Source organism: Campylobacter concisus (assembly GCF_015229965.1).
In the GTDB taxonomy this organism is placed as follows: domain Bacteria; phylum Campylobacterota; class Campylobacteria; order Campylobacterales; family Campylobacteraceae; genus Campylobacter_A; species Campylobacter_A concisus_BD.
The window spans coordinates 30,911-44,209 of sequence record NZ_JAAKZB010000019.1; the positions used below are offsets into that span (position 1 = coordinate 30,911).

Below are 13,299 nucleotides of genomic sequence, written 5' to 3' on the forward strand. Positions count from 1 at the left end.
AAGATGGAAAACATTAGAGAGTTTCAAGCTTATGGCTATTTTTTCTTGACAGCATTTTTGGCGATCACTTTGTATGCCTACTTTTTTCATCTTTATAAGAGCGAAAAAACTGGCAGAAGAAACTATGAGAAGTACTCAAAACTAGCGCTTAACGATGAGATCGGTGGCGAAATTTTAGAGCGTAAGGCTACAAAGGAGAGCGTATGCAATGGCTAAATTTAGAAGATAATGTAAATTTACTAGCTCTTATAGGAGCAGCTCTAATCATCGTGCTTACCATCGTTGTGGCTGGTAGGTATGTGGGGCAGATGAAGGTTAAAAAAGATGAGAGCGTTGAGCTTAGCGAGCACAACTGGGATGGCATAGGTGAGTACAAAAACCCTGTGCCACTTGGCTGGGCGGTCGTCTTTTTACTAGCGCTAGTTTGGGCGATCTGGTACTATTTGCTGGGCTACCCTTTAAATTCATACTCACAAATCGGCGAGTATAACAAAGAGGTCAAAGAAGCAAACGCCAAATTTGAAAAAGAGTATGCAAATCCAAGCAAAGAGACGCTTCACGCTATGGGCGAGAGCATATATCTTGTGCAGTGCTCGGCATGTCACGGCATCACAGGCGATGGCATAGGCGGCAAGGCTGCAAATTTACAAATTTGGGGCAGTGAAAAAGGCATAGTTGAGACTATACTTAATGGCTCAAAGGGCCTTGAGTATCCTATGGGTGAGATGCCAGCAGGCTTAGCTGACGCTGATGGCGCTAAGGCGATCGCAGCTTACGTAGCTAAAGAGATAAGCGCGATAAAAAGCACTAAAAATGAAAATTTAGTAGCCACTGGCAAAGAGCTTTATGCTGCATGTGCCTCATGTCACGGCGAAGATGGCAAAGGCATGGATGGCATGTCAGTTGATCTTAGCAAATATGGCTCGGCTAGTTTTGTAGCTGACGTGCTAAATCGTGGCAAAAAAGGAGCGATCGGCACTATGCCTAAATTTAACGACGGCAGGCTAAATGAGATCCAACAAAGCGCAGTTGGCGAGTACGTCATATCGCTATCAAAGGGCGAATAATGGAAAATAACAATAGAAATATCTTTGCCTTAAACGGCATTAGCGGATTTTTAATAGCGGTGGTGCTTTTGCTCTCTATCCTAGTGGTGCTTACATACGTTGGCATCGGCTTGCAAAAAGAGGTCGCAACCAAGCCTTACTCACTAAAAGATGCAGCTAGCATCGAGATGAAGAGCGTAGATAACGCTAAACACGTCATTGTAAAGGAGTAGCGATGCTAGGCATAATAGAAAAAGCCATTATCCTGCTAATAGTCGTCGCAGGCGCCATTTGTGCCTGGTCAGTACTTACGCCAAATCACCTATTTGTAGGTTAAATTTGAAGAAATTTGCACTCATTTTTATCATTTTGCTGTGGCAAAATTTGGCTTGGGGTGCAAATTTTGTTATCAATGATGATGGAATTTTAAGCCAAAAAGTGAGCCAAAAACTAAATGAGATCGGCAGTGAGCTTTATCAAAAAAGCGGCATAAATTTAGTAGTTGGCGTATATAAAGATGGCGAGCTGGACGCGCTTTTTAAAGAGCAAAATTTAAGCTCGCCTTTTGTATTTTTAGCACTCATAAAAGATAAGCAAAAGGTTGAAATTTTTAGCGATACAAACACTTCAAAGCTCTTTAACAAGGAGCAAATTCTAAGTGTAAATCCAGAATCAGGCACCATTATCCCCATTTTGGTCTCAAAAAACGGCAAAGACGTCTATAACGCCGCTATCTTAAACGGCTACGCTGATATCGCCGAGCAGATCGCTGAGAGCCTAAATTTAAAGCTAGAAAGCGGTATCGGCAGCTCAAATAAGACAACTTTAAATTTCTTGCGAATTTTCATCTACGGCTTGATCGCATTTTTCGTGCTCATCATCTTTTATAAAAAGGTAAAAAATGGCTAAAAAGAGCTTTTGGCCTTATGGCATCGTGCTTAGCATAGTTGCTATCATCTTGGCTTGTGCCGCAACCATCGTTGTTGCGATCAACAACCCAGTCGAGATGGATAGCGCTTATATGCAAAGTCACCAAAGCGTCGATGAAAACATCACATTTATAAAAGAGAGCGAGGCTAGGTTTGATGAGAAATTTGGCCTTAAATTTGAGCCAGAATTTAAAGGTTTGCAGGGTAAGTTTAAATTTCTTTTAACGCCAAAAAACGACGAAATTTCAAGCCTTAGCTATGAAATTTTACTAACCCGCCCACAAACAAACAAAGATAACAAAACATTAAATGCTTCATGGCAAGAAAATGAGCTTGTAAGCGAGAGTGTTGGACTAAAAGAGGGCAGGTGGCAGCTACTTTTAAGGCTAAGCGACAAGCAAGATACGAGATATTATAAATTTGATTTTAACGCTACAAAGTAAGTTAAATTTGCACCTAAAATCTCTTTTAGCCAAAACCAAATAAATTTAACTGAAAATTTGCCAAATGTTAGATCAAACCTCTTTAAAACCAAAATTTAATCCCAAACGCTTGCCAGTTGTAACATACTCTTTAAATTTATAGATTAGAGGCGAGTATTTTTTAGTATCTAGCTTTTCATCTTTTAACAAATTTTCATCCACAAAGATGCCAACTATCTTGCAAGTGACGATGCAAAACCACTCCTTTATCTCGCACTTTTCTACGATCGTTTTTATCTGTATCTTGCACTCTTTTATGCGCGCGCTTTAGTTTTTGGTGCTAAATTTTAGCAATATAAACCCCGCGGCACCCGAAACTACCGAACCTAGCAAGATAGCGAGCTTGTCGGTGTAGGCAAAGGCGTCCGTGTCGTTGTAGGCTAGGCCGTTAATGAAAAGGCTCATCGTAAATCCTACGCCGCAAAGTACCGCGATGCCGTAAAGCTGGATGAAATTTGACCCCTCGGGTAGCTTGGCTAGCTTAAATTTGATCGCTAAAAAGCTAAAAGAAAATACCCCGACTTGCTTGCCTACGAAAAGCCCCAGCGCCGTGCCTAGCGCGACCGGAGACAAAATCTCGTCCAGTCCGACGCCTCGCAGTGAGATGCCTGCGTTTGCGAAGGCAAATATCGGCAGCACACCAAACGCCACCCAGCCGTGCAGGTCGTGCTCGATGCTTTTTAGCATAGATTTGCCAGGCTCGTCTTTAAAGCTAAGCGGTATGAAAAAGGCCGCCACGACGCCCGCAAGCGTGGCGTGAACGCCTGATTTTAGCACCGCTACCCACATCACCGCGCCTACGATCAGATACGCCGCCTTGCTCTTTACGCCGAGTCTGTTTAGCACGAAAAGCGCGGCTAGACAAACGCTTGCGACCGCAAGCATTTGGGCGTTAAGCTCGCTCGTGTAAAATAGCGCGATAATTACGATCGCGCAAAGGTCGTCGACGATCGCTAGCGTCATGAGGAAAATTTTTAAACTAGTCGGTACGCGAGGCCCAAGTAGGCTCAAAATCCCCAGAGCAAACGCGATATCCGTCGCCGTCGGTATCGCCCAGCCGCCAAGCGCGAAGGAGTCGTGCTTCGTAAAAAGATAGAAGATAACCGCGGGCACTATCAGGCCGCCTGCCGCGCCGATCGCTGGCAGCGCGATTTGCGACGGATTTTTTAGCTCGCCCTCCAGCACCTCGCGCTTTAGCTCAAGTCCGATGAGAAAGAAAAATACCGCCATCAACCCGTCGTTCACCCACAAGATCAGGGGTTTGCTTAGTCCGTATTCGCCGAAGCTCACGGTAAATTTGGTCTTTAAAAATTCGTTGTAAAAATCGCTCAAAAACGTATTTTGACACAGTAGCGCCGCGACCGTAGCGATCATCAGCAAAATCCCGCCGCTGGCTTCGTGTTTTAAAAACTCTTTTATTCCGCCCATTTTGCTTCCTTTTTATAAATTTTGGCGATTATAGCGTATTTTTACGCTCGCATAAAATTCGGGCGAATTTGGCTATAATCAAGTCAAATTTAAAGGTAAATTTAGTAGACGCATCTCTAAAATTTGCCGTGCCGCGCTTGCGGGAGCGGGACGCTTGCGCACGGTTTTTATAGATTAAGGAGCGAAAATGAATGAAATTTTAGAGATTTGTAAGCGTGCAAAGGCTGTTTGCGGCGAGCTTTTGAGACTTGATAGCAGGGCTAAATTTGCATCCAAAAGTTTTTAGCCAAGGTCAAAATCAAATTTAAATTTTCGCTTTCTAGCCAGCCAAAACGCCAGTTCAAACCTCTTTAAAGCCAAAATTTAATCCCAAACGCTTGCCAGTTTTAACGTACTCTTTAAATTTATAGATTAGAGGCGAGTATTTTTTAGTATCTAGTTTTTCATCTTTTAACAAATTTTCATCCACAAAGATGCCAACTATCTTGCAAGTGACTATACAAAACCACTCCTTTATCTCGCACTTTTCTACGATCGTTTCTATCTGTATCTTGCACTCTTTTATGCGCACGCTTTTTGCCTTTATGCCTGGCTCTTTGTGCAAATTTGCTACCTTAAATTTATCACTTTCGTAGCTGTATCCAAGGGCTCTTTTCTCCTCTGGCACCTCCTCGTCGCCTGTTAGTTTTTCTATCTTTTTTATAGCTTCAAGCAAGCTTTCATCGCATAAATTTAGCGTGATGTCTGAGCCTTTTTGGATATTTTTATAGCCTTTGTTATCAACTCCGATGCCAAGCACCACGCTATCTCCTAGCGTCCAAGAGGATGAAAGCACGGTGATATCATCTCGCCCTTTTTGATCTTTTGTGGTGGCAAGCAAAACTGGAAAGCCGTAGTAAAAGCCAGATCTGTTTAACTCTTTATGCATTTTTGCTCCTTTTTGAAATTGTAGCCCCCAGCACTTTAAGGCTTAAATTTTTAATGAATTTAGAAAAATTTTCAAAGCTTAGCTTAAGTGAGAAAAAGCGCTCTTTTATCAGCTTTTGGCTATCATTTTTTAAAAATTTAAGAGAGAAAAATGCGCAATCTAAATCAACTTTTCGTCTTTACAAACTCGCGTAAGATCAGGGAATTTAACGCTAGTTTTAATGACGAGCTAATCCCAAAAAGTTTAAGTATCGCTGAGTTTTATAAAAAGGCCGTTTTTGTAAATGGCCGCTTTGAGTGCGATAGCACCTACGCTTTGGTGCTTATGAACAGAGCCTGTGCCAGCGTCAAAGAGGCAAACTCGGTGCTTAAAATCCCAACTGAGTTTTTTGAGTTTTTGAAAAACAACGACTATCTTTTTTCGTTTTTTAAAGAGCTAGCTATTAGCAAAAAGAGCATTAAAGAGATCAAATTTAACGACATTTACGCTGATTTTGAGGAGCATTTAAGCATACTTGAAGCGGTTTTAAAAGAGTATGAGAGCTTGCTTGATAAAGAGGATCTTTATGATGATATAACCCTGCCAAAAATTTACTCGATAAATGAAGCTTACATAAAAAGTTTTAGTGAAATTTCACTGCACATTGATGGCATTTTAAGCGAGTTTGAGTGGGAAATTTTAGAGAAAATTTCAAAACTAACAACGCTAAAGATCATCTTTCAAACCGGCATTTTTAATAAAAAACTAATAGAAAAGATAAGGCAAATTTCTGCCATTAGCGAGTTTGAAAACTATAAAAAATATGAGCTAAATTTAAATACAAATGAGCTAACTTGCTTAGAAAATATCACAAAATTTGAGCCAGTTTTAGTGAGAAATTTCGCCACAAGAAGCTTGCAGTGCGCTTATGCTATGGCGAAGGCTAGTGAGTTTGTGCGTGAGGGCATAAAGCCTGAAAATATCGCTGTCATCTTGCCAGATGAGGGCTTTAGTGAGATTTTAAGGCTTCATGATAGCGCTAAAATTTTTAACTACGCTATGGGTGAGAGCTTTAAAAATACAAAATTTTATGAAGCGCTTTACTACATCACAAGAGCGATCAACGAAGAGGCAAGCCCAGTTTTTGATCAAAGCAAGTGTGAGAGCTACGAGGAGCTTGGCTTTATTCTGAGCGAATTTGGCGTGAGTGAGCAGCTTTTTGAGAAATTTAAGGCTAGCTATTTTGAGGCGTGTGAATTTAGCAAATTTAAAGAGCTAATGGATGAGCTTTTGGTGCTTGAAAATGAGCCAAGATGCGAAGAGAAGCTCGCACTTGAGCTTTTTAGGATGGAGAATTTATGCAGGTATTTTAGCTTTAGCCTAAAGCAGCTAAGTGAGATTTTCTTGCTAAATATCTCGCGCCTAAGCATCGATGATGTGGGTGGCGGAAAGATCAGCGTCATGGGCATGCTAGAGAGCCGCGGGATGAAATTTGATGGCGTTATCATAGTTGATTTTAATGATAGTTTTATCCCGGCAAGAAGCGCAAATGAGATGTTTTTAAACTCAAAAGTGAGGCAAAAAGCAGGGCTTATAAGCTACCTTGAGCGTGAAAATTTGCAGAGATTTTACTACGAAAGTCTCATAAATAACGCCAAAAAAGTGGCGATAAGCTGCTGTGTAAATGAGGAGAGCATACCTTCAAGATTTTTAAAAAATTTCAAAACTATAAAAGATGAAAAATTTAGCGACGAGGCATATTTGAAGCTATTTTTAAAAGGAGAGGCGAGTTTAAATTTGAGTGATGATGAGGTTATTTTAGAGCATGATTTCTTCGCAAACCCACTTTCGTTTTCGACGCTAAATTTATTTCTAACCTGCCCAAGAAAATACTACTACATAAAAATAGCTCACATAGATGCGCCAAAAGCTATTGCAAGTGAGCTTGGCACAAAGCAAGGAAATAGCGTTCATAGCGCACTTTTTGAATACTATACGAGTGAGTTTTATAAGCAAAACAACACCTTTGATCTAGCCGTTTTTAAAGAGATGCTAGCAAAGCAAAACCTTACGCCACTTGAGTTTGAAATTTGGACGCATAAATTTAAAGAGTATGAAATTTATGAAAACGAGCGTTTAAGGACCGGTTTTAGGGTGCTTGAGTGCGAAAAAGAGATGCAAAGCGAGTTTTGCGGCGTGCAGATAAAGGGATTTATCGATAGGATCGACGTTGGCGCAAACGGCGACGTACTTATACTTGATTATAAAACGGGCGATGCAAATGTAAATTCGCTCCAGCTTGCATTTTACGAAGCACTTTACGGCGGAGAGGTGCGAAGTGCTTACTATGCCCTAAAAAACGAGCCTAGCTTAGCTAGCTCGAAAAAAAGCGTAGAGGATCTAAGCGGCGAGATAGAAAAGCTAAAAACCATAAACAAAACCAAGATAAATTTTGAAAGAAAGAGCGGTGCTTGCGCATTTTGCGAATATGTCACACTTTGTAGGAGAGAGTTATGAAAAATTTTTTAGCCCTAAAAGCAAGCGCTGGAAGCGGTAAGACCTTTGCGCTGAGCGTTCGCTACATCGCTTTGGTGCTTCGAGGCGAAAATATAAACGAGATCGTCGCTCTAACTTTTACAAAAAAGGCAGCAAACGAGATGAAAGAGCGCATAATCGCTACTTTTTTGGACTTGCAAAACAAAAAGGGCGAGCTTGAAGCGGTGTGCGCGGAGCTTGATATAAGCCAAGATGAGGCGATAAAAAGGCGAGATGAGCGCCTTGGCGTCTTTTTGCAAAGTGAGCTAAAAATTTATACATTTGATGCGTTTTTCTCTGGGATTTTGAAGAAATTTAGCCAAAATTTAGGCATTAGCCCTGATTACAGCGTGCAAGATAGCCTGCAAGATCTGGCGTGGAAAAAATTTGTAAAAGAGGCGAGCAAGGATAAAAAACTTCTTAGCGAGCTTGCCTTAATGATGATCATTTCAAGCCAAAAGGAGGCTAGCTTTTCGCAGACTTTGGCGAAATTTTATGAAAGCTTTGGCGGCGAGCTAAAAGATAGTGGTGCAAGCTATCCAGATGATAGCAAGGTAAGGGCGGCGCAAAGGGCGATAAATGAGCATATAGCCTTGCAAAATGGCGCTAGCGATGTGGCTAAAAAGACATTTGGCGAGCAGAATTTATTTGAGCTATTTAAGAGCAAGGTTTTTGCTAGAGAAAGCCTAGACTACCGCACTTTTAGCAAAATTTACACCCCAGAGCTTGATAGGCTCTTTAATGAGCTAAAAGAGGCAGCGAAAAACTACATTTTAGAGGTCGAAAAGTATAGGCTAAGTGGCTTTAGCAAGCTATTAAAGCTTTATAAGGCGTCAAATTTAGAGCTAAACAAAGAGATAAATGCGCTAAGTTTTGCTGATATAAACAAGCTGGTTTTTAAGCTTTTGGTGCAAAATTTGGATAAAGAGGCGCTTTACTTTAGACTCGATGGCAGGATAAATCACCTCTTAGTCGATGAGTTTCAAGATACAAACGTGATCCAGTATGAGATCATCTTGCCGCTCATCGCTGAAATCGTCTCTGGATACGGACAAAACGGACTTGGAAGCTTCTTTTACGTGGGCGACACGAAGCAGAGCATCTATAAATTTAGGGGTGGCAAAAAGGAGCTTTTTGACAAGCTCGGAGATGATTTTAGTCAGATAGATATAGAAAATTTGCCAAGCAACTACCGAAGTTTGAAGGCTTTGGTGAAATTTAATAACGCCGTTTTTGAAGAAATTTATCATAGATATGGGCTTAGTTTTGAGCCACAAGAGCCCGCTAAAAAAGATGAGACGCTAAGCTACGAGGTAAGCGGCGAGTGCGACTATTTTGAAGTAGAAAAAGATGACTACGGTTACTTGCGTGTGCTAAGTGATGAAGATATCGCAGGTGCGGTCGTTTCGCAGGCAAGTGAGCTTTTAAAAGCTGGCGTAAATGCAAGCGATATAACCGTGCTTTGCTGGAAAAATAGCGACATTAGCCTCATCTCAGAAGTGCTTAGTAGCGCAGGGATAAAAAGCGTCAATGAAGGCACTTTGGAGCTAAAAAGAACACCACTTGTCGCTGCGATCATCGAGTATGCGAAATTTTGCCTCTTTAAAGAAGAAATTTATGAAAAAAATGTAAAAGCGCTAGTAAATGCAAATGTCAAAAAGCTAAATATAAAACCAGAAGAGAGCGCTACAAATAGCCTATTTTACCTAGCTAAAAATTTAGGCATAAGCATGGCTGATGTTGATATCTTGAGGCTATTTGAGCTAAGCGCGGGGTATAAAAACTTAAGTGATTTTATATTTAACCTTGAAAATTTTAGCTCTAAAATCAGTCCAAAAAGTAGCGACGGCGTGAGAGTGATGACCGTGCATAAGTCAAAGGGGCTAGAATTCGCTCACGTCATAGTTTGCGACATGATGGGCAAGGGCAGGGGTGATGACTCAAATTTCATCACCGAATACAGCGAAAATGGCGAATGGATCGTAAAGAGTAAAATTTCAGGCAGAGAGAATTTTGATAGCGACTATGCAAGCGTTTTAGAGCAGATGAAAGAGCTTGAAAAGCAAGAAAATATCAATAAAATTTACGTCGCTTTCACAAGAGCCACAAAGTCGCTCATCATCATCAAGCAAGCCGTCCCAAGCGGAAGTAGCCCAAGCTTTTTTTCATTTTACACAAGAAGTGACAAGAGCGAAGCAAATGACTATCTTGATCTAAAAGAGTTTAGTTTTGGCAAAATTTTACCTAGCAAGAGCGAGCAAAAAGAGGCAAAAAAAGATGAGAAAATGCCTGAAATTTTAAAGATAGAGAGGCAAGAGGTAGAGGCAAGAGAGCAAAAGACGAGTGGTAAAAACTTAAGTGCGATATATTTTGGTCTGGCGTTTCACTATCTGCTTGAGATGAGCGAGAAATTTGATGAAATTTCACTAGAAAAAGCTAAAAATTTGATGCTAAATAAATTTCATAAATTTTTGCTACTTGAAGCACTTGAGGATGCCTTTTCTAGGGCAAAAATGCTTATAAGAGAGCCAAAATTTATAGAGTGCATAAAGGGCAAAGAAATTTATAAAGAGCAGCCATTTAAAGTAAAAAATGAGCTAAAACAGATGGATCTTTTTTGCTTTAATGAGCGTGAAATTTGCGTGATTGATTATAAAACGACAGATAAAAATATAGAAGAGAACAAAAAGCAGGTAAAAGAGTATAAAGATGCGCTCGCTAAATTTTATGAAAAACATAGTATAATCGCCGTCATCTTCTATGCACTTGAAGGCAAAATTTCATATATTGAAGTTTAAATGCTACTTAATTTAAGCTTTGTCAAAGCATTGTTTAAATACAATCACAACTCAAAAATTAACTTGGCAAAGGTAAGAAAATGACAAAAATAACAAAGCCAAACGAAGTTAAGCGAGACTGGATCGTAGTTGATGCAGCTGGTAAGCGCTTTGGTAGATTGCTAACTGAGGTAGCAACTATACTTCGTGGCAAAAACAAACCATGCTTCACGCCAAATGTAGATTGTGGCGACTATGTTATCATCATAAATGCTTCTAAAGTAGAATTTACTGGTAATAACAAAGCTGAAGATAAACTTTATCACAGACACTCAGGATATTTTGGCAGCGTAAAGAGCGAGAAATTTGGCGATTTGATAGCAAATAAGCCAGAAAAACTATTTAAATTAGCCGTTCGTGGCATGCTTCCAAAGACAAAACTTGGAAGAGAGATGATAAAAAAACTAAAAGTTTATGCTGGCAGTGAGCATCCTCATACGGCACAAATAGCTAAAAAAGAAGGAAAATAATTATGGCAAAAGTTTATGCAACTGGTAAAAGAAAAACTGCCGTAGCAAAGGTTTGGATAAAAGCCGGAAGCGGTAAAATCGTAGTAAATGGTATGGATCTTAACACTTGGCTTGGCGGTCACGAGGCTATCAAGCTTAAAGTTATTCAACCACTTTTAGTAACAAAACAAGAGAGTTTAATGGACGTAGTAGCTACAACTTTAGGTGGCGGTTATTCAGCACAAGCTGAGGCTTTAAGACACGGCATTTCACGTGCTTTAGCTGATATGGATGCTGATTTTAGAGCGGCACTTAAACCAAAAGGCTTGCTAACTAGAGATTCTCGTGTTGTTGAACGTAAGAAATTTGGTAGAAGAAAGGCTAGAAGAAGCCCACAATTCTCTAAACGTTAATGGTTTTTTGCAAGTGCTTTTGCATTTGCAAAATTTAGGTTATGTAAATTGTCAGATTTACATTAAGAATTTGATTATAATTTAAAGTTGATTTATTTTTATTTAGGTAAAATTATAGTCAACATTAAAAATCCCTATTTGAAAGGAATTCTATTATGAAAAAGATTGTTTTAGCTATGGTTGCCGCAACAGCGGTTTTTGCGTCTAACGCAGCATACAACTATGAGATCACTCCAACTATCGGTGGTGTTCATCCAGAAGGAAATCTACGTGTAAAAGACCACAATTTTGTTGGTATTAGAGCGGCTAGAAACCTTGAAGATTTCTTCTTTGACCAAGTTGAACTTGGTGTTGATTACTCTCAAAAATTAAAAGAGAGAACAGGCAACGTTGTAAGAGAGGGTAGAGCTCTTAGATACCACGCTAACCTTGTAAAAAATATCGTTGATTTTGGACCAGTTAGCCTATATGGTTTAATCGGTGCTGGTTATGAAGATGTTCCAGCTATTTTTGTTAAAAACGAAGATGGCGGTTTTGGTCAATATGGTCTTGGTTTAAGATACCAAGTAACTGATAGATTTGCTCTTAAAGCAGAGGCTAGAGACGCTATCAAATTTGAGCATGCTGATCACAACCTATTCTATTCACTAGGCTTTGGCATCGGTCTTGATTCAAAAGCAGCTCCAGTTGTAGCAGCAGCTCCAGCAACTCCAGCAGCAGCTCCAGCTCCAGTTCTTGATGATGACAATGATGGCGTGCCAAATGATATCGATCAATGCCCTAACACTCCAGCTGGTGTAGTTGTTGACGAAAGAGGATGCGAGAAAGTTATCGTTCTTAGAGACCTAGATGTTAACTTCGCATTTGATAGCTACAAAGTTGGACCAAAATATGCAGCTGAGATCAAAAAAGTAGCTGACTTTATGGGTGAACACCCAGATTATAAAGTTGTACTTGCTGGTCACACTGATAGCGTAGGTGCAGAAGCTTACAACCAAAAACTATCTGAAAAAAGAGCAAAAGCAGTGGCTGAGGTTCTTGCTGGTTACGGCGTAGAAAAAGCTAAAATTTCTACAGTTGGTTACGGCGAACTTAAACCAATCGCTACAAACAAAACTAAAGAAGGTCGCGCTCAAAACAGACGTGTTGAAGCTACTTTCAATAAATAATTTTTTTATTTAAAATTACTTCTTTAGGGCTTGGCTTCGGCTGAGCCCTTTTTTATTTCTGCGGAGATTATCATGAAAAAAACTATACTTTTTGACTTAGATGGCACACTTATAGACTCTACTTCTGCTATTTTAAAAGGCTTTGATGCGGCGTTTTTAGCTCACGACAAGAAAGAGCCTGATCATGATGCACTAAAATCTCTAGTAGGATATCCGCTTGAAATAATGTTTGAAAAACTCGGTGCAGATAAAAATTTGCTTGCCGACTATGTAAAAGAGTATAAAACTTGCTACGAGAAGATCTATTTAGATGAGACTGTGCTTTTACCGCATGCTATGGATGCTCTAAAAGAAGCTAGCACGTTTGCTGATGTTGGTGTTGTTACGACAAAGACATCAAAATTTTCTATTATTTTACTTGAACATTTGGGCGTTATGAAATTTATAAAAACGGTTGTCGGACGAGATGATGTCGTTAATCCAAAACCAGATCCAGAACCTATAAATTTAGCTTTAAAGAGACTAGACAAAGAAAAAGATAATGCGTTTATGGTTGGCGATACTATCATGGATCTAAAGGCTGCTAAAGCTGCTCTTGTAACGGGTGTTGGCCTTACATGTGGATATGGTAAAGAGTTTGACTTGAGGCAGTTTAGCGAGCATATATTTGCAAACCCACATGAGGCTGTCAGCTTTATCAAAGAAGCATAATAGTTAAAGTTTATTAAGGCTCCTGAGTCTGATATCATTTAAACGTAAATTTATTCATAAATTTTTGTTTTAACTTATTACAAAATGTTTTGATAGACCAAAAAGAATTTTATAATTTCATATCAAGAATACCTGCTACTATTTGATTAATCTAGATAAATTTGCTAACAAAATATGCCAACTAATATGCTCGTATTAGAATTTATTAGTTAGAGATTTTGTTGGTATCGAAAAGGAGCCAGAATTTATAGACATAGCACTTAATCGAAGCTGGCGTGGAGGCTGAGTTTGTCTATAAGATAAGCGAGGGCAGACCAAACGTCGAAGATAGACTTAAAAATGGCGATATAGCACTTGTTATAAATACAAGCGATACTAAATCAAGCGTGGATG

General features: G+C 39.7%; 14 protein-coding genes and 1 pseudogene. 12 read left to right on the forward strand and 3 right to left on the reverse strand.

The window, feature by feature from the left end; translation table 11 throughout:
* Positions 1-3 precede the first annotated feature (3 nt).
* The 5 genes from G6W43_RS08285 (at position 4) to G6W43_RS08305 (ending at position 2,418) form a co-directional block, all read left to right on the forward strand.
* Positions 4-216, forward strand: a complete 213-nt coding sequence (locus G6W43_RS08285) for a cytochrome c oxidase, cbb3-type, CcoQ subunit (RefSeq protein ID WP_002939259.1) — start codon at positions 4-6, stop codon at positions 214-216.
* Entirely contained in the window at positions 204-1,067 is an 864-nt protein-coding gene (locus G6W43_RS08290) for a cbb3-type cytochrome c oxidase N-terminal domain-containing protein (protein ID WP_103601888.1), read from the forward strand. Before G6W43_RS08285 ends, G6W43_RS08290 begins: the two co-directional genes overlap by 13 nt.
* Positions 1,067-1,279, forward strand: coding sequence for a DUF4006 family protein (locus tag G6W43_RS08295; protein WP_194169571.1), 213 nt, complete (start codon positions 1,067-1,069; stop codon positions 1,277-1,279). The genes G6W43_RS08290 and G6W43_RS08295 overlap by 1 nt, the downstream gene beginning before the upstream one ends.
* A gap of 106 nt (positions 1,280-1,385) precedes the next feature.
* A complete protein-coding gene (locus G6W43_RS08300; protein WP_021092845.1) occupies positions 1,386-1,955 on the forward strand; it encodes a hypothetical protein in 570 nt (189 codons plus the stop codon).
* Positions 1,948-2,418, forward strand: coding sequence for a FixH family protein (locus G6W43_RS08305; protein ID WP_194169572.1), 471 nt, complete (start codon positions 1,948-1,950; stop codon positions 2,416-2,418). The genes G6W43_RS08300 and G6W43_RS08305 overlap by 8 nt, the downstream gene beginning before the upstream one ends.
* Positions 2,419-2,490: 72 nt before the next feature.
* Here G6W43_RS08305 and G6W43_RS10755 read toward each other — a convergent pair whose 3' ends face one another.
* The 3 genes from G6W43_RS10755 to G6W43_RS08315 form a co-directional block, all read right to left on the reverse strand.
* A complete protein-coding gene (locus G6W43_RS10755; RefSeq protein ID WP_021084773.1) occupies positions 2,491-2,619 on the reverse strand; it encodes a hypothetical protein in 129 nt (42 codons plus the stop codon).
* Positions 2,620-2,724: 105 nt separating this feature from the next.
* On the reverse strand, positions 2,725-3,885 hold the full coding sequence (gene nhaA, locus G6W43_RS08310; RefSeq protein WP_194169573.1) for a Na+/H+ antiporter NhaA: 1,161 nt from the start codon (positions 3,883-3,885) through the stop codon (positions 2,725-2,727).
* A 340-nt stretch (positions 3,886-4,225) separates the two neighbouring features.
* Positions 4,226-4,813 (reverse strand): flavin reductase, encoded by a 588-nt coding sequence (locus G6W43_RS08315; protein WP_194169574.1) that lies wholly within the window; start codon positions 4,811-4,813, stop codon positions 4,226-4,228.
* Positions 4,814-4,963: 150 nt separating this feature from the next.
* On the opposite strand from G6W43_RS08315, the gene G6W43_RS08320 reads away from it, so the two are divergent.
* The 7 genes and pseudogenes from G6W43_RS08320 to G6W43_RS10885 all read left to right on the forward strand — a co-directional run.
* The gene (locus G6W43_RS08320; protein ID WP_194169575.1) at positions 4,964-7,309 is read left to right on the forward strand and encodes a PD-(D/E)XK nuclease family protein; all 2,346 of its coding nucleotides are present in this window, start codon (positions 4,964-4,966) and stop codon (positions 7,307-7,309) included.
* Positions 7,306-10,125, forward strand: coding sequence for a RecB-like helicase (locus G6W43_RS08325; protein ID WP_194169576.1), 2,820 nt, complete (start codon positions 7,306-7,308; stop codon positions 10,123-10,125). The genes G6W43_RS08320 and G6W43_RS08325 overlap by 4 nt, the downstream gene beginning before the upstream one ends.
* Before the next feature lie 80 nt (positions 10,126-10,205).
* Positions 10,206-10,634 carry a 50S ribosomal protein L13 gene (rplM, locus tag G6W43_RS08330; protein ID WP_002939292.1) on the forward strand — a complete coding sequence of 143 codons (429 nt, stop codon included), beginning with the start codon at positions 10,206-10,208 and terminating at the stop codon, positions 10,632-10,634.
* Positions 10,635-10,636: 2 nt separating this feature from the next.
* Positions 10,637-11,026 carry a 30S ribosomal protein S9 gene (gene rpsI / locus G6W43_RS08335; RefSeq protein WP_194169577.1) on the forward strand — a complete coding sequence of 130 codons (390 nt, stop codon included), beginning with the start codon at positions 10,637-10,639 and terminating at the stop codon, positions 11,024-11,026.
* Between the two features lie 155 nt (positions 11,027-11,181).
* Positions 11,182-12,195 (forward strand): OmpA family protein, encoded by a 1,014-nt coding sequence (locus G6W43_RS08340; RefSeq protein ID WP_194169578.1) that lies wholly within the window; start codon positions 11,182-11,184, stop codon positions 12,193-12,195.
* A gap of 72 nt (positions 12,196-12,267) precedes the next feature.
* A complete protein-coding gene (locus G6W43_RS08345; RefSeq protein WP_103616587.1) occupies positions 12,268-12,906 on the forward strand; it encodes an HAD family hydrolase in 639 nt (212 codons plus the stop codon).
* 260 nt (positions 12,907-13,166) lie between these two features.
* Positions 13,167-13,299, forward strand: a pseudogene (locus G6W43_RS10885) (hypothetical protein); the annotation flags it as partial.

Bases quoted from the DNA above. Each gene is read 5' to 3' on its own strand.
- G6W43_RS08285 (WP_002939259.1), top strand. From the start codon at position 4: ATGGAAAACATTAGAGAGTTTCAAGCTTATGGCTATTTTTTCTTGACA.
- G6W43_RS08290 (WP_103601888.1), top strand. From the start codon at position 204: ATGCAATGGCTAAATTTAGAAGATAATGTAAATTTACTAGCTCTTATA.
- G6W43_RS08295 (WP_194169571.1), top strand. From the start codon at position 1,067: ATGGAAAATAACAATAGAAATATCTTTGCCTTAAACGGCATTAGCGGA.
- G6W43_RS08305 (WP_194169572.1), top strand. From the start codon at position 1,948: ATGGCTAAAAAGAGCTTTTGGCCTTATGGCATCGTGCTTAGCATAGTT.
- nhaA (WP_194169573.1), bottom strand. From the start codon at position 3,885: ATGGGCGGAATAAAAGAGTTTTTAAAACACGAAGCCAGCGGCGGGATT.
- G6W43_RS08315 (WP_194169574.1), bottom strand. From the start codon at position 4,813: ATGCATAAAGAGTTAAACAGATCTGGCTTTTACTACGGCTTTCCAGTT.
- G6W43_RS08320 (WP_194169575.1), top strand. From the start codon at position 4,964: ATGCGCAATCTAAATCAACTTTTCGTCTTTACAAACTCGCGTAAGATC.
- G6W43_RS08325 (WP_194169576.1), top strand. From the start codon at position 7,306: ATGAAAAATTTTTTAGCCCTAAAAGCAAGCGCTGGAAGCGGTAAGACC.
- rplM (WP_002939292.1), top strand. From the start codon at position 10,206: ATGACAAAAATAACAAAGCCAAACGAAGTTAAGCGAGACTGGATCGTA.
- rpsI (WP_194169577.1), top strand. From the start codon at position 10,637: ATGGCAAAAGTTTATGCAACTGGTAAAAGAAAAACTGCCGTAGCAAAG.
- G6W43_RS08340 (WP_194169578.1), top strand. From the start codon at position 11,182: ATGAAAAAGATTGTTTTAGCTATGGTTGCCGCAACAGCGGTTTTTGCG.
- G6W43_RS08345 (WP_103616587.1), top strand. From the start codon at position 12,268: ATGAAAAAAACTATACTTTTTGACTTAGATGGCACACTTATAGACTCT.